Here is a 22011-nt window from a genome sequence, read left to right on the forward strand (position 1 = left end):
ACGCACCACGCCTTCAGTAGCGGAGCAGGAAGGACATCTGATGGAAATGGAAGCCACGCAAGCACCTTAAAATCACCATCATACACTAAATCAGTAAGTTGGCAGCATTACCCCGGAACAATTGAAGGCGGCACGACCGATTATTACGGTAGCTCCGGGATCATCAACCAGGGCGTTATTAATACTATCGTTAATGATGAGAAGATTAACGGCAGCTCCTTCGGCATTATTAACTCCGGCACCCTTAACTCCCTTGTTAATAACGGTAAAATCAGCGCTAACGACACGGCTGTCTATAACAACAGCAACAGTAATAGCGTTATTGGCTCCATTGTGAACAACGGTGAAATTGCGGGTAACTGGAGTGGGATTTACATCTGGAACAACAACAATCAGGGCAATACCGACATCGTCAATAACGGTCAGTTAAGCGGTGGAGGCTATGCCCTGTTTGTTAACGGTAATAACAGCGACACGGTAACCCTCACCAATACCGGCACCATTATCGGTGATATTTACTCCACCAGCACGACGCCATTAACCATTAACGGTGGCACCACCCAAGGTACGCTGACCGGCATCGATGGCGCGACGGGCACCATTACTGGCTCTAATGTTACATTTGGTAACGGCTCGCTGCTGCTCAACGATAATGTCAGTACGTTTAGCGTTATCCCTGAGTATGGCCTGATGGCAATGCAGATGAGCGACGACATCGAGGTGACGGCCGGCACCGTGCTGAACGAAGCTGCATCCCTGCAGGTGAATAACAGCATCAATATTCTGGGTGATTATCATCAGAAAGCGGCCGCAACGCTCATCTCCGGCGTCTCGGATTTAGCCGTAGCTAGCGGCGATTTGCTTGCCGATGCCGGGTATGGTCGTCTGAACGTTAGCGGCAACGCCACTATCGACGCGGGATCGAGTATCAACCTGCTGCGCACCGGCAACACCTATAAGTTCGCCGAAGGGCAGCGCTATGTGGTGATCAACGCCAATGGTGCCCAGACCGACTACCATGCCGATCAGCTGAACTACAAAGCGCTCGGCTACCGTGGTGCGGTCAACGGCACCGTGTATGAAGATGCGACGAGCAAGGCGCTGGTCTTAACCCTGGGTGCAGAGCCGATCGCTCCCGCTCCGGTAGAGCCGCAACCCCAGCCGGAGCCGACGCCAGAAGTGACGCCGCCAGTGGTAACCGAACCTGAGATTGTCCCGCCGGTCGTCACACCGCCAGTACAACCAACGCAGCCTGCGCCAGCAGAGCCAGCGCCTGCCCAGCCGGGCAAACAGGGTTATGCCACCATCCCAAGCGCTACCGCATCACTTGGCGGGCTGGCGAACTATTCCGGTATCGCTTCTCCGCAGCTGCTGAATCTGTACAACGCCTCGCTGGCCATTGAAGGTGAACAGGAGACGAACCGCGTTGGCGAGCGTCTCTCTACCAGCCAGAACCTCAACACCAGTTCAGCAACATCCGTTGCCATCTCTACTGCTCAGGCCGTAGTGGGCGCTCACATCGATGCCGTGCGTAATCCACAGGCCTCTGGCATAAGCGGAGTGGCAACTGGCGATGACTACGCAGAAAACTGGATTGTCTGGGGTCAGCCGTTCGGCGGTTATGCCCGTCAGGACAGCCGTGACGAAGTGAGCGGTTACTCAGCGAAATTTGGCGGCCTGATCATCGGTGCTGACCGCGCGTTGGGCGAGGCCTGGCGTCTGGGCGCGGCGCTGAACTACAGCAACACCTCCGTACACGGTAAAGACAACCTGAGCGGCAACAACTCTACCGCCGATAACTACGGGATGATTGGTTACGCAGCCTACACCGGCAATCCATGGTACCTGAACCTCTCCGCGGGCCTGAACCGTCAGAACTACAGCTCCGTCCGCCGCGCCGATTTCACCGGCTTCTCTGGCGCAGCCCACGGCAAGTTCAACGGCCAGTCGGTCACTCTGCAAAGCGAGCTGGGTTACCCGATCACGCTGCCAGCCGACGTAGTACTGACCCCGCTCGCGGGCCTGACTTACGGTTATCAGCATGTGGATGGCTACAGCGAAACCGGCGGCAACGGGATGGCGCTGGATGTCAGCAGCACCCATACGCAGTCGGTAGTCAGCGATATCGGCGCCCGCCTGGAGAAGACCTTCTCCACCGGTCTGGGTAATCTGACGCCGTTTGCCCAGGTCTCCTGGATCCACCAGTACGATAACCGCCAGGTCAGCAGCCATGCGACTTACGCCGCAGACGCCATCGGTGAAACCAGCTTTATCACCAAAGGTGCTTCTCCGGTGAAAGATATGGCTGGCGTAGCCATCGGCACCACGCTGTACGAGGCCAACGATCTGAGCTTCGACGCGCGTTACGACCTGCAGGCCGGCGAGCGTTACCAGGCCCACACTTTCAGCCTGCGTTTACGCAAGTCGTTCTGATTGATATGTACCTTCAACGGGCCCCTCAGGGGTCCCGTTTTCTATGCCCGGGTAAAACATTATGTTTTTGCAGCTCAGATTGTGCCGCTGCGATAGCACGCCAGCAGGCAGGCCGCTGAGCGCATAACCTTATGCGCTCAGTTCGTTAAACCGTTCATGGAACACCTGCTACACTGCCTCAACACCTCCACAAAAAGGCAGATCAACATGTCCGAGAATAACTACCAGCCAGCGAAAGTCTGGGAATGGAAGCAGAACAACAGCAGCGGCGCGTTCGCCAGCATCAACCGCCCAATCTCTGGTGCCACCCACGAGAAAACCCTGCCGGTCGGTTCACATCCGTTGCAGCTTTACTCCCTGGGTACGCCGAACGGCCAGAAGGTCACTATTCTGCTGGAAGAGCTGCTGGCGCTCGGCGTCACCGGTGCGGAATATGACGCATGGCTGATCCGCATCGGCGAGGGCGATCAGTTCTCCAGCGGGTTTGTGGATGTCAACCCGAACTCTAAAATTCCGGCCCTGCGCGACCACTCCACCACGCCGCCAACGCGAGTGTTTGAGTCCGGCAATATCCTGCTCTACTTGGCGGAAAAATTCGGTCACTTCCTGCCAAAAGATCCGGCTGGACGTGTGGAAACCCTGAACTGGCTGTTCTGGCTGCAGGGCGCCGCCCCGTTCCTTGGCGGCGGTTTCGGCCACTTCTATCACTATGCCCCGGTAAAAATTGAGTACGCCATTGACCGCTTCACCATGGAAGCCAAACGTCTGTTCGACGTGCTGGATAAACAGCTGGCACGCGGGCGCTACGTGGCGGGCGAAGAGTACACCATCGCCGATATTGCCATCTGGCCATGGTTTGGCAGCGTGGCGCTGGGCCAGGTTTATGGCGCGGCAGAGTTCCTCGATGCCGAAAGCTACAAGAACGTTCAGCGCTGGGCGAAGGATGTCGCCAGCCGTCCGGCGGTAAAGCGCGGGCGTATCGTCAACCGCACCAATGGCGAGCTGAGCGAACAGCTGCATGAGCGACATGCGGCGAGCGATTTTGATACCAACACCGAAGATAAACGTCAGGGCTAACCCCCGTGCCGGGCGGGCCACCGCCCGGCGACGATCAGATTAAGACGAGTTTCTCCACCACGGCATTATTGGCCTACCCGTCAATCCGTACAGCTGGCAGTATCCCCCGCAATGTCTCACTGCACATTTATAAGGGAATTGTCATGAAAACCATGAAAATCACGCTAATGATCGGTGCGTTGCTCTGCTCTGCTTCCAGCCTGGCGGCAGATAAAACCGCTACCGGGGCGCTGGTGGGCGCGACCATCGGCGCAGTAGCCGGGAAAAGCGTAAAATCCACCGTCGGCGGCGCGGTGGTTGGGGCGGGTACCGGGGCGATGTTTAAAAACGGTGAGAAAGGCAAAGCTGCCCGTAAAGGTGGCGTCATTGGTGCCGCAGTAGGCGCTGGTGCAGCCGCTGTAACCGGTAATAGCGTTCTCAAAGGCGCCGCCCTCGGCGCGGGAGCGGGCGGCCTGGTCGGCGAAGCTACCCATTAATAAAAATGCCAGGTGATTATTCCACCTGGCTTTATCAGGCCCCTCATTTCTTATTTCATGGCTGCTTATAAGACCGTGAATATAAGCCTTAACACAAATCCCTTTCTTTTTTTAACCGTATATTTACTTCCATCCCGTAAACTGGCATCAATAATTTCTTTCTTCAGATTATTCGCATGTCAGAAAAGGCGCTTAAACAACAGATTCAGAATCTCAAAAAGCACAATGCCCGGCTTGCCAGGCTGGCGCGTGACGCCCGAAACAAGCTCAGTGCTGCGCTCGACGGGACAGGTCTCTGTTTATGGCAGCTCGACGTTCCCACCGGGAAGCTGATTATCTATAACCGCCGCTGGGGCGCTATGCTGGGCTATCAGCCCAAGGAGCTGAGCGCGCAGTTTGAGATCTGGCGTGAGCATCTGCATCCGGATGACAAACAGAACGTACTGGATGCCTTCTACGATCACTTGCACGGCAAAACTCCCTTCTATGAAGCGCTGCACCGCATGCAGCACAAAAACGGCACCGTCACCTGGGTGCTGGACCGCGGGCGGGTGACGGACTGGGATGAAAACGGCAATCCCCTGAAGGTGACCGGTACCCATATCGACATGACCAAAGAGAAGCAGTACGAAGAGCAGCTGGCCCAGCTGGCTAATCACGATCCGCTCACTGGCCTTGCCAACCGCCACGCATTGCTTAAGCACTTCGCCCAGCTTAAGGCCCAGGGGCCGCTCTGCATCGCCTTTATCGATCTCGATGATTTTAAAACGGTGAACGACACCTTCGGTCATCGCAGCGGCGATGAACTGCTGATCCAGCTCAGCCAGCGCCTGCGCGATGCCTGCCCGCCGGAGGCCGTTGTTGGCCGTCTGGGTGGTGATGAGTTCGTGTTGCTGCTGCCTTTCCCGCTTTCCAGTGTGCTGGTGAGCAGCACCGCCCACCGTTGTCTGCAGGCAGCGCTGACGCCGTTCGAGCTGGATAACGGTCAGGCGCAGGTCGGCGCCTCGGTGGGGATTGACGACGTACTGGAGCAGGATGATTTCGTCAACGCCCTGCGCCGTGCCGACCGGTCGATGTACCAGATTAAGCACACCGGCAAAAACGGCGTGGCGATTGGCCAGACACCGCTCGCCTTCACCCGTAACGGAACAGAACCATGAAAAGCACTCGTCATCAGGATCTTATCCGCCTGCTGGCGGCCTCCGACTGGCTGACGACAGAGGCGCTGGCCGCAGAACTTAACGTCAGCAAAGAGACGATTCGTCGCGATCTGAAGCAGCTGCAGCAGCAGGGAAAGATCGTGCGCCATCACGGGCGGGCTCGGGCGATCCATCCGGATCACCGCGATGGCGGCGAGCCCTTTGGCGCGCGGCTGAAAAGCCACTACGCGGATAAAGCCGATATCGCCCGTCACGCGCTGGACTGGGTCAGCGAAGGCATGACGCTGGCCCTGGATGCCAGCTCAACCTGCTTTCACCTGGCGCGGCAGCTGCCGGATATCGCCCTGACGGTCTTTACCAACAGCCTGCCCATCTGCCATGAGATGGCGAAGCGCGAGCGCATCACCCTGATCTGCTCGGGCGGGACGCTGGAGCGCAAATACCGCTGCTATGTGAATCCGGCCCTGGTGACGCTGCTGAAATCGCTGGAGATTGACCTGTTTATCTTCTCGTGTGAAGGAGTGGACGAGCAGGGTGTGATGTGGGATCCCACCCCGCATAGCGCCGGATTTAAGTCGCAGCTGCTGGGCCGCGCCAGCCAGTCGCTGCTGCTGATCGACAAAAGCAAGTTTCAGCGCTCCAGCGAAGTGAAAATTGGTCACCTGTCGCAGGTGACGCAATTGATCAGCGACGCACAGCTCGCCCGACGTTAGTCTGCCAGACGGAACTTTTGCACCGAGCGTTGCAGCTCTTCGGTCTGGCGCTCCAGCGCGGAAGCAGCCGCCGATACCTGCTCCACCAGCGAGGCGTTCTGCTGGGTCACGCCGTCCATCTGGGTGATCGCCACCCCAACCTGCGAAATGCCTTTGCTCTGCTCTTCCGAGGCGCTGGCAATCTGCTTCATGATGGTGGTGACGCCAGTAATGTCGCGCAGCACAGCCTCCATGGTGGTGCCGGTCTCGGTCACCAGTTTGGCCCCCTCCTCCACGCGGGAGACGGAGTCAGCGATTAACCCTTCGATCTCTTTTGCCGCGTTCGCGCTGCGGCTGGCGAGATTCCGTACCTCACCGGCCACCACGGCAAAGCCACGCCCCTGCTCGCCCGCCCGCGCCGCTTCCACCGCCGCGTTGAGGGCCAGAATATTGGTCTGGAAGGCGATGCTGTTGATGACGCTGGTGATCTCCGCAATTTTCTTTGAACTGATGGAGATCCCGGTCATGGTACTGACCACATTTTCCACCAGTGCGCCGCCGCGGCTGGCGCTGACCGAGGCGACATCCGCCAGCTCGCTGGCCTGACGGGCATTATCCGCGTTGAGCTTCACCGTGGCGGTAAGCTGCTCCATGCTGGCGGCGGTCTCTTCCAGCGCCGCTGCCTGCTCTTCGGTACGCGACGAAAGATCGTTATTGCCGCTGGAGATCTCCGTCGCCCCACGCCAGATGTTCTCGCTGCCGTTGCGGATGGTGCTCACCGCCTCGCGCAGGCTGTCCTGCATCGCCGTCAGCAGCGGCACCAGCTGGCCCACGCAGTTACGGCCAAAAGGCGCGATCGGCTGGCTAAGATCCCCCTGCGCAATCAGGCGGAAATGGTGGCGGAGCTGCTCAAGGGGTTTCACCAGCATGGCAACCAGATAACGGTCGGCGAACAGCAGGATCAACAGGCCGATTATCGTCGCGGTAATCATTACCGTGCGGGTGATGCTGGTGAAGCTATCCACCGTCACCCGGGTGCGGTCAAGAATGGTGTCGGCGGCTTTATTGAATTGTCCGGCGCTCTCGCCAAAGGCGCGGCTTAGCGGTGGAGTAACATTATTCGCCTGCTGGCGATAGCCCTCAAGGTTGCCCTGCTGGGCCAGCTGCATCTGGGGCTTAACGCCATTATCCAGCAACGCCTGCCAGTTGGCGATCACCCGGGCGGAGACGTCGGCATCCATTGGCCCCGGCGACATGGCTTTCAACTCGTCGAGCCTGTTGCTCATGGTATCCAGCGCCTGCTGCACAGCGGCAAAATCGGCCTTGCCGCCTGCCGCCTGCGTCTCCATCGCCCGGCTCAGCCGGGTGACAAAACGGAAATATTGATCGTTGCCCTAGCTGAGCACCGTCATCTGCCTGACCAGCTGACGATCGACCTCATTGCCATCCGCCACGCGGGAGAGCGCCCATGAGCCATACAGCCCCACGCCCGCCCACATTAAACAGAAGATACCCAGAATCGTCAGCATGACGAACCGGATTGTAAGATTACGAAATATACGCATAACTCTTTCCTTGCCTGAGGGAGGTTTCGCCCGGAGGCGAGTATTACCCTCGTTATCGGCAAGAAAAGGCGAAGCAATACCTTTTCCTGGTTATTTTTATAAAACTTTTCATTTCGGTTTAATTAGCGTTGAAATAATAATAAAGCACAGGACCAAATAGCCCCTTAAATAATATGCCTTTAGATTTCAAAAAGTTGCAAATGCAAAGCATCTAAAGGAATTATTTCCTGCATAATGATGAAGGCCGGGACACTCCATACAGTGTAATAAAAATATCATAAACATAAGGATACATCCCGAAGAAATAATAAGGGTATTATTTGTTTTTTATAATATATGCCCGACCGCCGGACGGTGCGGGCATTTTCAGTTGGTTTAACTCAAATATTTATCAAACCATCCCAGGGTTCTTTTCCACGCTAATTCGGCTGCGGGTTCGTCGTAACGCGGGGTAGAATCGTTGTGGAATCCGTGATTTACGCCAGGATAGATCCAGGCTTCATACACCTTACCGTTAGCTTTAAGCGCGGCCTCATAAGCAGGCCACCCCTCGTTAACATTCTTGTCGTGCTCGGCGTAATGCAGCAGCAGCGGCGCCTTAATTTTGGCGACGTCCGCCGCCGGTGGCTGACGGCCATAAAAAGGGACCGCGCAGGCCAGCTCTGGCCAGGCGACTGCAGCGGCATTAGACACTCCGCCGCCGTAGCAAAAGCCGGTGATCCCCACTTTACCGGTAGCGTCCGGGTGTTTTTGCATAAACCCGATGGCGGCAAAGAAGTCGTTCATCAGCTTCGTCGGATCGACCTTCTGCTGCAGGATTTTCCCCTCCTCATCATTGCCGGGATAACCGCCCACCGAACTTAAGCCATCCGGTGCCAGGGCGATGTAGCCCGCTTTCGCTACCCGACGGGCCACGTCCTCAATGTAGGGATTGAGCCCGCGGTTTTCATGCACCACCACCACCACCGGCACTTTGCCGGTTGCTTTGGCCGGTTTCACCAGATAGCCGCGCACCTGGCCATGGCCGTCCGGGGAGGGATAGGTGATGTACTCGGGCATAATGTCGGGGTCGGTGAACTTCACCTGCTCCGCGAGGGCGTAATTAGGCTTAAGCATATTGAACAGCGCCAGCGCCGTAACGCCGCCAACCGCATAGCGGGCAGCCAGATTGAGGAACTCACGTTTGTTGATTTTGCCGTGAGCGTAATAGTCGTAGTAGTCGAGCAATTCCTGAGGAAAGTCTTTGGCGGTCATACGCGTCATCGCATATCTCCATGAATTGTGAACGAACTAAGGTTAGAATAGAAACGCTGTTTCGAAAATCAATCACTAAGAAAGGAGACATCATGCCCTGGAACGCCTCCCCTGACCGCTACGAGACGATGCAGTACCGTTACTGCGGTAAAAGCGGCCTGCGCTTACCCGCCCTGTCACTCGGCCTGTGGCACAGCTTCGGCCACGTTCACGCCCTCGACTCACAGCGCGCCCTGCTGCGAAAAGCCTTCGATTGCGGCATCACCCATTTCGATCTCGCCAATAACTATGGCCCACCGCCGGGCAGTGCGGAGGAAAATTTTGGCCGCCTGCTGCGCGACGATTTCGCGGCTTATCGCGACGAACTGATTATCTCCACCAAAGCGGGCTATGACATGTGGCCGGGGCCTTACGGTGCGGGCGGTTCGCGCAAGTATCTGCTCGCCAGCCTCGATCAAAGCCTGAAGCGGATGGGGCTGGAGTACGTGGATATCTTCTATTCGCACCGGGTCGATGAGAACACGCCGATGGAGGAGACCGCCTCTGCGCTGGCGCAGGCGGTGCAGAGCGGGAAAGCGCTGTACGTCGGCATTTCCTCCTATTCGCCGGAGCGGACCCAGAAAATGGCGGAGCTGCTGCGCGAGTGGAAAATCCCGCTGCTTATTCATCAGCCCTCTTACAACCTGCTTAACCGCTGGGTGGACAAGAGCGGCCTGCTGGATACCCTGGCCGCTAACGGCACCGGCTGCATCGCCTTTACGCCGCTGGCCCAGGGGCTGTTGACCGGAAAATACCTGAACGGCATCCCTGACGGCTCCCGCATGCAGCGTGAGGGCAAAAAGGCACGCGGCCTGACGGAGAACATGCTGACCGAAGCCAACCTGAACAGCCTGCGTTTGCTCAATGAGATGGCCCAGGCGCGCGGACAGACGATGGCGCAGATGGCGCTGAGCTGGCTGCTGAAAGATGAGCGTGTCACCTCGGTACTGATTGGCGCCAGCCGGACAGAGCAGCTGGAGGAGAACGTGCAGGCGCTGAATAACCTGCACTTCAGCGAAGAAGAGCTGCAGCGGATTGACCAGCATGTGGCCGACGGGCAGCTGAATCTGTGGCAGGCCTCTTCGGATAAGTAGTTTCAGGAAAAAGGGTCGGGTGGCGCTGCGCTTACCCGACCTACAGGATCCCCGTAGGCCTGATAAGTGCAGCGTCATCAGGCGTTTTGTCTTATTTGCGGCTCAGCTTGTCCAGATACCCCATCACAAATGCCGACAGCACAAACGTGAGGTGGATTATCACGTACCACATCATCTTGTTGTCCGGGATATTTTTGGCATCCATAAACACCCGCAGCAGGTGAATGGAAGAGATCGCCACAATCGAGGCTGCCACTTTGTTTTTCAGCGACGACGCATCCATTTTGCCAAGCCAGCTCAGCTTCTCTTTATCCGCGGAGATATCCAGCTGCGAGACGAAATTTTCGTAGCCAGAAAACATCACCATTACCAGCAGGCCGCCCACCAGCGTCATATCCACCAGCGACAGCAACAGCAGGATCAGGTCGGATTCAGCGATGCTGAAAATATGCGGCAGAACGTGAAAAATTTCCTGAAAGAATTTAATACAGAGCGCCACCAGCGCCAGCGAGAGGCCAAAATAGACCGGGGCTAACAACCAGCGGGAGGCATACATTGCGTTTTCAAAAAAGCGTTCCATAGAGTCCTGTCTGCAAACGAAACCAGGGTGCAGTATATCGCAATGGCCCAAATTGTTTGCAACAACTAAACAACAGATCCCCTACACTTGCTCAGGCTTTACCACCGGGCGCTGATACTCAGGCCACACCAGCTCCACCAGCGATGGATACGCCTCCAGGCTGAACTCGCGAAAACACTGGCGCAGGTTCATCACCTCCAGATCGGTGTGCGACACTTTTTCGCCGTTCAGGCAGCGCTTCTTGATATTGTCGTAATATTTGTAGACAGCCGAGTTAAGATCGCTGCAACGGCGCTGCGCCTCAAACAGGTCAGGAATGCTATTTATTTCCACCATATTCATTCGTTTAATTGTGGCATGGAGGAAATCTATATATTCATGATTAACACGCCAGTACCAAACCGGCGTAATCGCATTCATTAACACTGAAAAATGGTCTTCGCCCTCTTCTTTTGACATCCGTTCCGGCTGAGGCGGGACGTGCGTGCTTCCCACATCGCTACTTTTATTGAACTCGCGCATCAATAAAAGAACCACGGCGGTAAGCAATAACAAAGTAATGACAGTATAAAAAATGCTGTTCATATAGGCAGGCTCCATTTTTTTTGATTTTAAATTTGCCTCATGTTATTGTCAACGAATCTCACACTCCAGACAACCCTACCCCGTTGAAATTAAAGGAAATATAAAATGTTGCCCGACAATCTGGTTCCGGCCAAGTTTCACATGTCTTCCGTGGAACCAAAACCGCCAGAAGCAGAAAGCAATGCCAATTTCACTAAGGGGAAAAGAACACTCGCTGATTATGCGCCAGATATATTAATTGGCGTTACCCGTACCGGTAACTCCCGCAATATGTTGCTTGAAGAGCACGATCGGCATATTAAAGACCGATTATTTCGGGTAGTTAAAATCGAGGTGTTCGCCCGGCTGTTGAATGATTTGCAGGCGGAGGGGGAAATAGATGCCCAGGCACTAAGTCAAATATTGGCGGAAAAAACCGATGAGATTAACGAAGCCGGTAATGAAATCTGGTTGAATCTTATTACCTGCGAAAAAAACACGCCTGTGTTTTATACGCTAGAGGATGAATAACGTGAAGGATGTTGATAACAACAACGTTTATTTGGCTTTAGATGACAAAAAAAGCGATGAATTTATCTTAGAGCAAAACCTTGCCGCGCTTAAAGAGATTAAAAACGCTGAAATACAAAGAATTGCTAAAGATCTGCTCTCCATTCCGGCCGGGCTGGTGCGTCTGAAATGGCAGAATCGCCGTGAAATTTACCCGTTGCAGGTAAAAGAAGAGATCTACGGCGCGACAATAAACGCCATTATGCAACAGCGCCCGGATTTAAAAGAAAAAATACTGGCGCGCCTGGAAACCAATTATCAATATATCCTGGCACGTGAAACCGCGACCCTGCGCGTCACCCGTAAGCTGGCTGATGAAGGCTATCGCACCACCAGCGTGACCACCGTTGCGCTGAATGAAGAGGTGCTGGCCGCAAAAGCGGACATCCCACCGCAAAAGCCGTAACCTCTCGCCGACCCCTGCCGTCTCGCCTGTTTCTCCTCAGCCCATTTTTTTTAAGGATTATCCTGAATAATCCTCACAGCCCAGTTGATTCTCCTAAGCTTAAAGTCTGATTAACCCCTCAAGGAGAACACCTATGGCAAACTCTCAGAGCAAAATTCAGGATCCGACAACCCAGTACTACACCGGCGAATATCCCAAGCAGAAACAGCCTGTACCGGGGCTGCAGAGCAAGATGGACCCGGTGCCGGACTGCGGCGAAAAGAGCTATAAAGGCAGCGGCAGACTACAGGATCGTAAGGCACTGGTGACAGGGGGCGATTCCGGGATTGGACGCGCTGCCGCCATCGCTTACGCGCGTGAAGGAGCAGACGTCGCCATTAACTATCTGCCCGACGAAGAAGAGGATGCCCAGCAGGTTAAGCAGCTTATTGAAGAGGCCGGGCGCAAAGCGGTGCTGATCCCTGGCGATCTGAGCGATGAACAGTTTGCCCGCTCGCTGGTACATAAAGCCCATCAGGAGCTGGGTGGGCTGGATGTGCTGGCGCTGGTAGCCGGTAAGCAGGTGGCGGTGGAAAAGATTGCCGATATCACCACCGAGCAGTTTAAGCAGACCTATGCCGTGAACGTGCTGGCCCTGTTCTGGATTACCCAGGAGGCGCTGCCACTGCTGCCCGCTGGGTCGAGCATTATCACCACCTCCTCAATTCAGGCCTATCAGCCGAGCCCGCACCTGCTGGACTATGCCTCCACTAAAGCGGCTATCCTCAACTTCAGCCGCGGGCTGGCGAAACAGGTGGCAGAGACCGGCGTGCGCGTTAACGTGGTAGCCCCGGGTCCTATCTGGACGGCGCTGCAAGTCTCCGGCGGTCAGCCTCAGGAGAAGCTCCCGCAGTTTGGTCAGCAGACGCCGATGAAGCGCGCAGGGCAGCCTGCGGAGCTGGCGCCGGTGTATGTCTATCTGGCAAGTCAGGAGTCCAGCTACGTGACGGCAGAAGTGCACGGCGTATGCGGTGGGGAACATCTGGGGTAATTGTTGCCGGGTAAGCGTAACGCCACCGGGCAAAAACAAAAACGGCAACCTAAGGTTGCCGTTTCTCTTTATTTCGCCGCCGCTTTCTCTTCGCCGACTAAACCAATTTTCAGGTAACCCGCCTGGTGCAGCGTGTCCATTACCTTCATCATGGTTTCGTAATCGACCGTCTTATCGGCCCGGAAGAAGACGGTAGTCTCTTTCTTGCCTTCGGTCAGGGCGTTCAGCGCCGGGATCACCGACTCATCGGTCACCGGATCGTTGCCGAGGAACATAGATTTATCGGCTTTGACAGAGAGATAAATCGGTTTTTCCGGGCGCGGCTGCGGCTGACTGGATGACGCAGGCAGATTCACCTTCACGTCTACGGTCGCCAGCGGCGCCGCCACCATGAAGATAATCAGCAGAACCAACATAACGTCGATAAACGGCGTCACGTTGATTTCGTGCATTTCGCCGTTATCGTCCAGATTTTCATTAAGACGCATTGCCATGACGAATCAACCTACGTGAAATTTCTGAGCAGAACGAATCGGCTTAGCCGAGCTGGCGCTGAGATCCAGATCGCGGCTTTGCAGCAGCAGAACCTGGGCAGCAACGTCGCCGAGGGTCGCTTTGTAGCTGCCAATCATACGGGCGAAGACGTTATAAATAACGACTGCCGGGATTGCTGCCACCAAACCAATGGCCGTTGCCAGCAGTGCTTCGGCGATGCCGGGCGCCACAACTGCAAGGTTAGTAGTTTGCGTCTGGGCGATGCCGATAAAGCTGTTCATGATGCCCCAGACAGTACCGAACAGACCGACGAACGGCGAAATCGCGCCGATGGTCGCCAGGTAACCGTTACCCCGTCCCATATGACGGCCAACGGCCGCAACGCGACGCTCAAGGCGGAAGCCGGTACGCTCTTTAATCCCTTCGTTGTCTTCACTGCCTGCAGAAAGTTCGAGCTCGTTCTGCGCTTCGTTAATTAACAGGGTGGTCAGGCTCTTCGCCTGGAAAGAGGCGGCCATGTCGCTCGCCTGATTCAGGGTGCGGGCTTCGGCCAGCTGCTGCTGCTCGCGCTTAAGGCGACGTTTATGGGAAAGAAGCTCTACGCTCTTGCTAAAGAAAATAGCCCAGGTGACGACAGACGCCAGAATCAGGCCGATCATGACAATCTTCACCACGATGTCGGCATGATGATACATACCCCAGACGGAGAGGTCCGTCTGCATCAAATTATTACCCACTCGGTATCTCCAGGACGCAAATCACAAAATCTGAGCATAATAATATCAAAACAACGTCGAATTGATAGTAGTTCTCATTAGTATTTACATAGTGCCGTAAATTCGTTTCATTTTCCTTGCGCTTACGCAGGAAAAATTTCCCGGAAACAAATTTTAAAAAATTTTCCGCTGAACCCACTACCGCTAACGTGACCATTTTTACTTTCGTGGTAGTGTGGACGTCCAGACGTATAAAAACAGGTTGCGCAGACATGAAAGAGAAGCATCTTGATACCACCCTTGTCCAGGCGGGACGCAGTAAAAAATATACCCTTGGTTCCGTGAACAGCGTCATCCAGCGCGCCTCGTCGCTGGTGTTTGATACCGTTGAGGCGAAAAAGCACGCTACCCGTAACCGGGCCAACGGTGAGCTGTTTTACGGGCGTCGCGGCACGCTGACCCACTTCTCGCTACAGGAAGCGATGTGCGAGCTGGAGGGCGGCGCGGGGTGTGCACTCTTCCCCTGCGGCGCAGCGGCGGTGGCCAACACCATTCTGGCCTTCGTTGAGCAGGGCGACCATATCCTGATGACCAACACCGCCTACGAGCCAAGCCAGGACTTCTGCACCAAAATTCTCAGCAAGCTGGGGGTCACTACCGACTGGTTCGATCCGCAGATTGGCGCGAACATCGCCGATCTGATCCAGCCCAACACCCGGATTGTGTTCCTGGAATCACCCGGCTCTATCACTATGGAAGTGCATGATGTGCCAGCCATTGTGCAGGCGGTACGCAGCAAAGCGCCGGAGGCTATCATCATGATTGATAACACCTGGGCGGCGGGTGTGCTGTTTAAGGCGCTCGATTTTGGTATCGACATCTCGATTCAGGCGGCGACGAAGTACCTGATTGGCCACTCTGACGGGATGATTGGTACCGCGGTTTCCAACGCCCGCTGCTGGGAGCAGCTGCGTGAGAACGCCTATCTGATGGGCCAGATGGTGGATGCCGACACTGCCTATATGACCAGCCGCGGCTTGCGTACCCTTGGTGTGCGTTTGCGTCAACATCATGAAAGCAGCGTGCAGGTTGCGCAGTGGCTGGCGCAGCATCCCCAGGTGGCGCGGGTTAACCATCCGGCACTGCCGGGCAGCGTCGGGCATGAATTCTGGCAACGTGACTTCACGGGCAGCAGCGGCCTGTTCTCATTCGTGCTTAATAAACGCCTGAGCAATGACGAGCTCGCCGCTTACCTGGATAACTTCTCACTGTTCAGCATGGCCTACTCCTGGGGCGGCTTTGAGTCACTGATCCTGCCGAACCAGCCAGAGCAGATTGCGGCCCTGCGTCCGGGCGGCAACGTGGACTTTACCGGCACCCTGATCCGCCTGCATATCGGCCTGGAAAATGTCGACGATTTGATTGCCGATTTAGAGGCCGGGTTTGCGCGTATCGAATAGCGCAGGGCTACAAAAACAGTCCGCGGACACTTTTCTCCACGTTAAGTGCAGAAAAGTCTGATTTGTTGCGTCTGCGATCAAAGCCCGCCGACGAAATAGGGAGTACAATAGCTTTATATATGCTGTTCCACAGGAAAGCCCATGGCTGTTATTCAAGATATTATCGCTGCACTCTGGCAACACGACTTTGCAGCACTGGCGGATCCGCACGTGGTTGGGATTGTCTATTTCGTTATGTTCGCCACGCTGTTTCTGGAAAATGGGTTACTGCCCGCCTCCTTTTTACCGGGAGATAGCCTGCTGCTGTTGGCAGGGGCGCTAATCGGTAAAGGGGTCATGGACTTTACCCCCACGATGGTGATCCTTACTTCAGCCGCCAGCCTGGGCTGCTGGCTCAGCTATTTGCAGGGCCGCTGGCTCGGCAATACACGGGTGGTCAAAAACTGGCTGGCACAGCTGCCGCATAAATACCATCAGCGCGCGAACTGCATGTTTGACAGGCATGGCCTGCTGGCGCTGCTGGTCGGGCGTTTTCTGGCCTTTGTGCGTACGCTGCTGCCAACCATGGCCGGCATCTCCGGGCTCTCTAACCGCCGCTTCCAGTTCTTTAACTGGCTGAGCGCGTTGCTGTGGGTCGGGGTCGTGACCACTTTTGGCTATGCCCTGAGTATGATCCCGTTCGTTAAACGCCATGAAGATCAGGTCATGACCTTCCTGATGATCCTGCCTATTTTCCTGCTGGTCGCAGGCCTGGTGGGAACGATTGTGGTGGTGATCCGTAAGAAGTACTGCAACGCCTGAGGCGCTGCTGTCGTTGTAGCCCCGGTAAGCGTAGCGCCTCCGGGGAAAAGCGCCGGGCGGCACTGCGTTTGCCCGGCCTACATGCCAATCACATCCCCTGCATCGTCCGCATCCGCGCCGCATCTTCCCCCGGCGTCACACCAAAGTAGCGCTTGAACTCCCGGCTGAACTGCGAGGCGCTTTCATAGCCTACCCGCAGCGCGGCGGCGCTCGCTTTCATGCCGTCGTGGATCATCATCATCCGCGCCTTATGCAGGCGGTAGCTCTTGAGATACTGCAGCGGCGAGGTGCTGGTTACCGACTTAAAGTTATGGTGGAACGCCGAGACGCTCATGTTAGCCTCCGCCGCCAGCTGATCCACGCTCAGGTTTTCGGTGTACTGGCTCTCGATGCGTTTCAGTACCCGTCCAATCAGGCTGAAGTGAGTCTGACGGCTGACCAACGCCAGCAGCGCCCCGCCGCCCGGCCCCAGCAGGATGTGGTAGAGGATCTCGCGCACGATCTGCTTGCCCAAAATCCGCGCGTCCAGCGGCCGCTCCATCACGTCCAGCAGACGTTCAATGGCGCAGAGGATCTCATCCGTCAGCGTGGCGGAGTTGATGCCGCTCGCTGCCATCGACGGGCGAAACAGTTCGTCCTCGCCAATGTCCATCAGCAGCTCCTGCAGTTGCAGGATATCGATATTTAAGCGAATACCTGCCAGCGGCACCGCCTCTGTCGCGAAAGTTTCACATTCAAAGGGTAAAGGTACTGTCAGGAGCAGATATTCGTTGGGGTCATAACGAAATACCCGCTCGTTGATGTAGCCAATTTTGTGGCCAGAAAAGAGAAAAATGATACCCGGCTGATACATCACCGGGGTGCGGGCGTAGGGCTGAGTCCCGTACAGCAGGCAAACATCCGGCAGCAGCGTATCAAGATAATTTTCATTATCTTTCAGCTTCTTAATTTGTTCCGTTAGCTGCAGGCAGACGGCTTCACGTTTCATCTTCTCTCACTCCGGGTACGTTTTCCGACGCCTGCAGTGTGCGCATTTTTTCCCGTTTTCTCCAGCACTGTGTAGAAATGGGCAAGACAACGGCAGGAATGTGCATTGAGAGGAGCGCGTACGCTCGCCACAATGAGCACCATCAGGCAGCCCTCTGTGCCGCCCTGTTTTTTCACCCACCAAAGGGAACGAACAATGAACAATTTTAATCTGCATACCCCAACCCGCATCCTGTTTGGTAAAGGCGCCATCGCCGATCTGCGCGAGCAGATCCCGGCCAACGCCCGCGTCCTGATTACCTATGGCGGCGGTAGCGTGAAGAAGAATGGCGTCCTGGATCAGGTTTACTCCGCGCTGGAAGGCATGGACGTGCGCGAGTTCAGCGGCATTGAGCCAAACCCCTCTTACGAAACGCTGATGAAGGCGGTGAAAATCGCCCGCGACGAGCAGATCACCTTCCTGCTGGCGGTGGGCGGCGGCTCGGTGCTGGACGGCACCAAGTTCATTGCCGCGGCAGCCCATTATGATGAAACCATCGACCCGTGGCACATCCTGCAAACCGGCGGCAGCGACATCAAGAGCGCCATTCCGATGGGCTCCGTACTGACCCTGCCAGCGACCGGCTCCGAGTCCAATAAAGGCGCGGTGATCTCCCGTAAAACCACCGGCGACAAGCAGGCCTTTATGAACGAGCACGTGCAGCCGGTGTTTGCGGTGCTGGATCCGGTCTACACCTACACCCTGCCGCCGCGTCAGGTGGCGAACGGCGTGGTGGATGCCTTTGTCCACACTGTTGAGCAGTACGTTACTTACCCGGTAAACGCGAAGATTCAGGATCGTTTCGCCGAGGGCATTCTGCTGACCCTGATCGAAGATGGCCCGCTGGCGCTGAAAGAGCCAGAAAACTACGAAGTGCGCGCCAACGTGATGTGGGCCGCCACCCAAGCGCTGAACGGCCTGATTGGTGCCGGCGTGCCGCAAGACTGGGCAACCCACATGCTGGGCCACGAGCTGACGGCGATGCACGGCCTCGATCATGCCCAGACCCTGGCCGTGGTTCTGCCTGCGCTGTGGAATGAAAAACGCGACACCAAGCGTGGCAAGCTGCTGCAGTACGCTGAGCGCGTCTGGGGTATTACTGCCGGTTCTGAAGATGAGCGTATCGATGCGGCTATCGCTGCCACCCGCAACTTCTTCGAGCAGCTGGGTGTTCCGACGCGTCTCTCCGGCTACGGTCTGGACGGCAGTTCCATCCCTGCCCTGCTGGCAAAACTTGAGGAGCACGGCATGACGCAAATCGGGGAACATCATGACATTACTCTCGATGTAAGCCGCCGTATTTACGAGGCCGCTCGCTAACTGATTTTACGCGATTGCCTTCCGTTTTTCGGCATTTAGGCCAGGCTTAATGCACATACGCCACCAGGGGATCACTCCTGGTGGATGTCCAATGAAGGAGGAAAAATGGCAAACCAAACCGTAATCAAGCTTCAGGATGGCAACGTAATGCCCCAGTTGGGGCTCGGCGTATGGAAAGCCGGTAACGACGAGGTCGTCTCCGCCATTCATAAAGCACTGGAAGTCGGCTATCGCTCCATTGATACCGCTGCCGCCTACAAAAATGAGGAGGGCGTCGGCAAGGCCCTTGCCAGCGCTGGCGTACCCCGCGAAGAGCTGTTCATTACTACCAAGCTGTGGAATGACGACCAGAAGCGTCCGGCAGAAGCCCTGCAGGAGAGCCTGGACAAGCTGCAGCTCGATTTTGTCGATCTCTATCTGATGCACTGGCCGGTTCCGGCTATCGACCATTACGTCGATGCCTGGAAAGGGATGATTGAGCTGCAAAAAGCCGGGCTGATAAAAAGCATCGGGGTCTGTAACTTCCAGGTTCACCATCTGCAGCGCCTGATTGATGAGACAGGCGTCGCCCCAGTGATCAACCAGATTGAACTGCACCCGCTGATGCAGCAGCGCCAGCTGCATGCCTGGAATGCGACCCACAAGATCCAGACCGAATCCTGGAGCCCGCTGGCCCAGGGCGGCGAAGGGGTATTCGATCAGAGAATTATCCGCGATCTGGCCGATAAGTATGGCAAAACCCCGGCACAGATTGTCATTCGCTGGCATCTGGACTGCGGTCTGGTGGTGATCCCGAAATCGGTCACCCCGTCGCGCATCGCTGAGAACTTCAACGTGTGGGATTTCCGCCTGGATAAAGATGAACTGGGTGAAATTGCGAAGCTGGATAAAGGCAAGCGTTTAGGCCCGGATCCGGACCAGTTTGGCGGTTAGTAAAAAGCCGGGTGGCGGCTTCGCCTTACCCGGCCTACATGTCAGATCGTAGGCCCGGTAAGCTAAGCGCCACCGGGCAATGCGGTTTAACCGCTCTTACGTTTTACACTCTTCTTCGTGCTCGCCCCACCGTTCGAACGCTGATGCACAATTGGCGTGTGCTTGGTCAGGGCCGGACGTGTATTGCGGTTCTGGCGGCGCGCTTCGCGCATCTCTTCAACCGTTGGCGCAGGCACCAGACAGTCGCGGCGTGAGCCAATCAGGTGCTTTTTGCCCATCTCTTCCAGCGCCTGGCGGATCAGCGGCCAGTTTTTCGGATCGTGATAACGCAGCAGGGCTTTATGCAGGCGACGCTGTTTGTCCCCCTTCGGCACCACCACATCTTCACTCTTATAGCCAATCTTACTCAGCGGGTTCTTGCCGGTGTAATACATGGTGGTTGAGTTCGCCAGCGGCGACGGATAGAAGTTCTGCACCTGATCCAGACGGAAGCGACGCTGCTTCAGCCACAGAGCCAGGTTCACCATGTCTTCATCACGCGTGCCCGGGTGCGCGGAGATAAAGTACGGGATCAGATACTGCTCTTTCCCGGCCTGCTTCGAATAGGTATCGAAAAGCTCTTTAAAGCGGTCGTAGCTCCCCATCCCCGGCTTCATCATCTTCGACAGCGGCCCCTCTTCGGTATGCTCCGGAGCGATCTTCAGGTAGCCGCCCACGTGGTGGGTCGCCAGCTCTTTGATGTAGCGCGGATCTTCCACGGCGATGTCATAACGCACCCCGGAAGCGATGAGTATCTTCTTGATGCCCTTCAGATCGCGGGCGCGACGGTAGAGGTTGATCGTCGGTTCGTGGTTGGTGTCCATGTGCTCGCAAATGCTCGGATAGACACAGGAGAGACGACGGCAGGTCTGCTCTGCGCGTGGCGATTTACAGCGCAGCATATACATGTTGGCCGTCGGGCCACCCAGATCGGAGATGACCCCGGTAAAGCCCGGTACCGTATCGCGAATGGCTTCGATCTCGTTGACGATGGAGTCTTCAGAGCGGCTCTGAATAATGCGCCCTTCATGCTCGGTGATCGAACAGAAAGAGCAGCCCCCAAAGCAGCCACGCATAATGTTGATCGAGAAGCGGATCATCTCATACGCCGGGATACGGGCGTTGCCGTATGCCGGGTGCGGCACGCGTTTGTACGGCAGCGCAAACACGCTGTCCATCTCTTCGGTAGAGAGTGGGATTGCCGGCGGGTTAATCCAGATGTAGCGCTCACCGTGCTTTTGCATCAGCGCACGGGCACAGCCCGGGTTGGTTTCATGGTGCAGAATACGGGACGCATGCGCGTAGAGCACCTTGTCACTTTTTACCTTCTCAAAGGATGGCAGCAGCACGTAGGTCTTTTCCCACGGCTTCGGACGCGGCGGCTGCACCACGATAGCTTTTGCTTCGGCTTTCTTCGGCGCAACCGGCTTGTTATCCGCACAGGGCAGATCTTCGCCGTACGGATGCGGGATCGGGTCGATTTTGCCCGGCATATCGATGATACGGGAATCCACCCCTTTCCAGCCCGGCAGCGCCTCTTTCACCATGATCGCGGTATTACGCACGTCGCGGATATCGCCCACCGGTTCGCCCTGCGCCAGACGGTGCGCCACTTCCACCAGCGGACGCTCGCCGTTGCCGAAGATCAGCATGTCGGCTTTGGAGTCCACCAGCACCGAACGGCGCACGGTATCAGACCAGTAGTCGTAGTGCGCGGTACGGCGCAGGCTCGCCTCGATGCCACCGAGAATGACCGGCACATCTTTCCAGGCCTCTTTGCAGCGCTGGGTGTAGACGAGGGTTGCGCGATCCGGACGCTTGCCCGCCACATTATCCGCGGTGTAGGCGTCGTCGTGACGCAGCTTGCGGTCGGCGGTGTAGCGGTTGATCATCGAGTCCATGTTGCCCGCGGTAACGCCAAAGAAGAGGTTCGGCTTACCGAGGCGCATAAAATCATCTTTGCTGTTCCAGTCAGGCTGGGCAATGATCCCGACGCGGAAGCCCTGGGCTTCGAGCATGCGACCGCAGATCGCCATACCAAAGCTCGGGTGATCGACGTAAGCGTCACCCGTCACCAGGATAATGTCGCAGCTGTCCCAGCCAAGTTGGTCCATCTCTTCACGAGACATCGGCAGGAAAGGCGCCGGTCCAAAGCAGGCCGCCCAGTACTGCGGCCAGGAGAAGAGGTCACGATCCGGCTGGATCAGGGAAATTGCGCTCATAATGCTTCCGAAGAAAAAATAATCAAAGGGCGGCGATTATACGCTGTTCTTCTGCAAT

At 56.3% G+C, this 22011-nt stretch carries 20 protein-coding genes and 1 pseudogene; 13 read left to right on the forward strand and 8 right to left on the reverse strand.

Annotated features, from left to right (window positions below; translation table 11 throughout):
* From FHC51_RS01625 to fucR, 5 genes are all read left to right on the forward strand, one after another.
* On the forward strand, window positions 1-2433 hold a 2433-nt coding region (locus FHC51_RS01625; protein WP_255584725.1), incomplete at its 5' end, for an autotransporter domain-containing protein.
* Between the two features lie 207 nt (window positions 2434-2640).
* Window positions 2641-3510, forward strand: coding sequence for a glutathione-dependent disulfide-bond oxidoreductase (gene yghU, locus FHC51_RS01630; RefSeq protein WP_220434771.1), 870 nt, complete (start codon window positions 2641-2643; stop codon window positions 3508-3510).
* A 143-nt stretch (window positions 3511-3653) separates the two neighbouring features.
* On the forward strand, window positions 3654-3986 hold the full coding sequence (locus tag FHC51_RS01635; protein ID WP_103822849.1) for a glycine zipper family protein: 333 nt from the start codon (window positions 3654-3656) through the stop codon (window positions 3984-3986).
* 176 nt (window positions 3987-4162) lie between these two features.
* Window positions 4163-5146, forward strand: coding sequence for a sensor domain-containing diguanylate cyclase (locus FHC51_RS01640; protein WP_114385757.1), 984 nt, complete (start codon window positions 4163-4165; stop codon window positions 5144-5146).
* The gene (gene fucR / locus FHC51_RS01645) at window positions 5143-5859 is read left to right on the forward strand and encodes an L-fucose operon activator (RefSeq protein ID WP_220434772.1); all 717 of its coding nucleotides are present in this window, start codon (window positions 5143-5145) and stop codon (window positions 5857-5859) included. The genes FHC51_RS01640 and fucR overlap by 4 nt, the downstream gene beginning before the upstream one ends.
* Here fucR and FHC51_RS01650 read toward each other — a convergent pair.
* Window positions 5856-7403: pseudogene (locus FHC51_RS01650) on the reverse strand (methyl-accepting chemotaxis protein). The gene fucR and the pseudogene FHC51_RS01650 overlap by 4 nt on opposite strands.
* A 375-nt stretch (window positions 7404-7778) precedes the next feature.
* Entirely contained in the window at window positions 7779-8666 is an 888-nt protein-coding gene (gene yghX / locus FHC51_RS01655; RefSeq protein ID WP_220434773.1) for a YghX family hydrolase, read from the reverse strand.
* An 83-nt stretch (window positions 8667-8749) separates the two neighbouring features.
* Here yghX and FHC51_RS01660 point away from each other — a divergent pair, with 83 nt between their 5' ends.
* Complete coding sequence (locus FHC51_RS01660) at window positions 8750-9790, forward strand: aldo/keto reductase (RefSeq protein ID WP_103822853.1); 1041 nt, start codon at window positions 8750-8752, stop codon at window positions 9788-9790.
* 91 nt (window positions 9791-9881) lie between these two features.
* Here FHC51_RS01660 and FHC51_RS01665 read toward each other — a convergent pair whose 3' ends face one another.
* Both FHC51_RS01665 and FHC51_RS01670 read right to left on the reverse strand, forming a co-directional pair.
* Entirely contained in the window at window positions 9882-10370 is a 489-nt protein-coding gene (locus tag FHC51_RS01665; protein ID WP_103176954.1) for a TIGR00645 family protein, read from the reverse strand.
* A gap of 81 nt (window positions 10371-10451) precedes the next feature.
* Window positions 10452-10955 carry an ESA_00282 family adhesion-associated protein gene (locus FHC51_RS01670; protein WP_114385753.1) on the reverse strand — a complete coding sequence of 168 codons (504 nt, stop codon included), beginning with the start codon at window positions 10953-10955 and terminating at the stop codon, window positions 10452-10454.
* A gap of 105 nt (window positions 10956-11060) precedes the next feature.
* On the opposite strand from FHC51_RS01670, the gene FHC51_RS01675 reads away from it, so the two are divergent.
* The 3 genes from FHC51_RS01675 to FHC51_RS01685 all read left to right on the forward strand — a co-directional run bounded on the left by FHC51_RS01675 (window position 11061) and on the right by FHC51_RS01685 (window position 12940).
* A complete protein-coding gene (locus FHC51_RS01675; protein ID WP_103822856.1) occupies window positions 11061-11465 on the forward strand; it encodes a hypothetical protein in 405 nt (134 codons plus the stop codon).
* Entirely contained in the window at window positions 11458-11910 is a 453-nt protein-coding gene (locus tag FHC51_RS01680) for a cytoplasmic protein (RefSeq protein WP_103176957.1), read from the forward strand. Before FHC51_RS01675 ends, FHC51_RS01680 begins: the two co-directional genes overlap by 8 nt.
* Window positions 11911-12043: 133 nt before the next feature.
* Window positions 12044-12940, forward strand: coding sequence for an SDR family oxidoreductase (locus tag FHC51_RS01685; protein ID WP_103822857.1), 897 nt, complete (start codon window positions 12044-12046; stop codon window positions 12938-12940).
* A 68-nt stretch (window positions 12941-13008) separates the two neighbouring features.
* On the opposite strand, the gene exbD is transcribed toward FHC51_RS01685, so the two are convergent.
* Window positions 13009-13434 carry a TonB system transport protein ExbD gene (exbD, locus tag FHC51_RS01690; protein ID WP_103176959.1) on the reverse strand — a complete coding sequence of 142 codons (426 nt, stop codon included), beginning with the start codon at window positions 13432-13434 and terminating at the stop codon, window positions 13009-13011.
* 6 nt (window positions 13435-13440) lie between these two features.
* Window positions 13441-14172, reverse strand: a complete 732-nt coding sequence (exbB, locus tag FHC51_RS01695; RefSeq protein WP_103176960.1) for a tol-pal system-associated acyl-CoA thioesterase — start codon at window positions 14170-14172, stop codon at window positions 13441-13443.
* A 251-nt stretch (window positions 14173-14423) separates the two neighbouring features.
* Between exbB and metC the strand changes: the two genes are divergently transcribed.
* On the forward strand, window positions 14424-15611 hold the full coding sequence (gene metC / locus FHC51_RS01700; protein WP_220434774.1) for a cystathionine beta-lyase: 1188 nt from the start codon (window positions 14424-14426) through the stop codon (window positions 15609-15611).
* A gap of 141 nt (window positions 15612-15752) precedes the next feature.
* Window positions 15753-16412, forward strand: a complete 660-nt coding sequence (yghB, locus tag FHC51_RS01705) for a DedA family general envelope maintenance protein YghB (protein ID WP_220434775.1) — start codon at window positions 15753-15755, stop codon at window positions 16410-16412.
* A gap of 88 nt (window positions 16413-16500) precedes the next feature.
* Here the strand turns inward: yghB and FHC51_RS01710 are convergent, their stop codons facing one another.
* Complete coding sequence (locus FHC51_RS01710; protein ID WP_220434776.1) at window positions 16501-17400, reverse strand: AraC family transcriptional regulator; 900 nt, start codon at window positions 17398-17400, stop codon at window positions 16501-16503.
* 195 nt (window positions 17401-17595) lie between these two features.
* On the opposite strand from FHC51_RS01710, the gene yqhD reads away from it, so the two are divergent.
* Window positions 17596-18759, forward strand: coding sequence for an alcohol dehydrogenase (yqhD, locus tag FHC51_RS01715; protein WP_103176964.1), 1164 nt, complete (start codon window positions 17596-17598; stop codon window positions 18757-18759).
* A 105-nt stretch (window positions 18760-18864) separates the two neighbouring features.
* Window positions 18865-19692 carry a 2,5-didehydrogluconate reductase DkgA gene (gene dkgA, locus FHC51_RS01720; protein ID WP_220434777.1) on the forward strand — a complete coding sequence of 276 codons (828 nt, stop codon included), beginning with the start codon at window positions 18865-18867 and terminating at the stop codon, window positions 19690-19692.
* A gap of 86 nt (window positions 19693-19778) precedes the next feature.
* Here the strand turns inward: dkgA and FHC51_RS01725 are convergent, their stop codons facing one another.
* Window positions 19779-21953, reverse strand: a complete 2175-nt coding sequence (locus FHC51_RS01725) for a YgiQ family radical SAM protein (protein ID WP_114316787.1) — start codon at window positions 21951-21953, stop codon at window positions 19779-19781.
* Window positions 21954-22011: the final 58 nt, after the last annotated feature.

It is taken from the genome of Leclercia sp. EC_58, from assembly GCF_019584355.1.
GTDB lineage: Bacteria > Pseudomonadota > Gammaproteobacteria > Enterobacterales > Enterobacteriaceae > Enterobacter.

Excerpts from the sequence above, each read along its gene's own strand:
- FHC51_RS01680 (WP_103176957.1), top strand. The coding sequence starts at position 11,458 with ATGAATAACGTGAAGGATGTTGATAACAACAACGTTTATTTGGCTTTA.
- FHC51_RS01635 (WP_103822849.1), top strand. The coding sequence starts at position 3,654 with ATGAAAACCATGAAAATCACGCTAATGATCGGTGCGTTGCTCTGCTCT.
- FHC51_RS01710 (WP_220434776.1), bottom strand. The coding sequence starts at position 17,400 with ATGAAACGTGAAGCCGTCTGCCTGCAGCTAACGGAACAAATTAAGAAG.
- yghB (WP_220434775.1), top strand. The coding sequence starts at position 15,753 with ATGGCTGTTATTCAAGATATTATCGCTGCACTCTGGCAACACGACTTT.
- metC (WP_220434774.1), top strand. The coding sequence starts at position 14,424 with ATGAAAGAGAAGCATCTTGATACCACCCTTGTCCAGGCGGGACGCAGT.
- yghX (WP_220434773.1), bottom strand. The coding sequence starts at position 8,666 with ATGACGCGTATGACCGCCAAAGACTTTCCTCAGGAATTGCTCGACTAC.
- FHC51_RS01725 (WP_114316787.1), bottom strand. The coding sequence starts at position 21,953 with ATGAGCGCAATTTCCCTGATCCAGCCGGATCGTGACCTCTTCTCCTGG.
- fucR (WP_220434772.1), top strand. The coding sequence starts at position 5,143 with ATGAAAAGCACTCGTCATCAGGATCTTATCCGCCTGCTGGCGGCCTCC.
- yghU (WP_220434771.1), top strand. The coding sequence starts at position 2,641 with ATGTCCGAGAATAACTACCAGCCAGCGAAAGTCTGGGAATGGAAGCAG.
- yqhD (WP_103176964.1), top strand. The coding sequence starts at position 17,596 with ATGAACAATTTTAATCTGCATACCCCAACCCGCATCCTGTTTGGTAAA.
- dkgA (WP_220434777.1), top strand. The coding sequence starts at position 18,865 with ATGGCAAACCAAACCGTAATCAAGCTTCAGGATGGCAACGTAATGCCC.
- FHC51_RS01685 (WP_103822857.1), top strand. The coding sequence starts at position 12,044 with ATGGCAAACTCTCAGAGCAAAATTCAGGATCCGACAACCCAGTACTAC.
- FHC51_RS01670 (WP_114385753.1), bottom strand. The coding sequence starts at position 10,955 with ATGAACAGCATTTTTTATACTGTCATTACTTTGTTATTGCTTACCGCC.
- FHC51_RS01660 (WP_103822853.1), top strand. The coding sequence starts at position 8,750 with ATGCCCTGGAACGCCTCCCCTGACCGCTACGAGACGATGCAGTACCGT.
- FHC51_RS01665 (WP_103176954.1), bottom strand. The coding sequence starts at position 10,370 with ATGGAACGCTTTTTTGAAAACGCAATGTATGCCTCCCGCTGGTTGTTA.
- FHC51_RS01675 (WP_103822856.1), top strand. The coding sequence starts at position 11,061 with ATGTTGCCCGACAATCTGGTTCCGGCCAAGTTTCACATGTCTTCCGTG.
- exbD (WP_103176959.1), bottom strand. The coding sequence starts at position 13,434 with ATGGCAATGCGTCTTAATGAAAATCTGGACGATAACGGCGAAATGCAC.
- FHC51_RS01640 (WP_114385757.1), top strand. The coding sequence starts at position 4,163 with ATGTCAGAAAAGGCGCTTAAACAACAGATTCAGAATCTCAAAAAGCAC.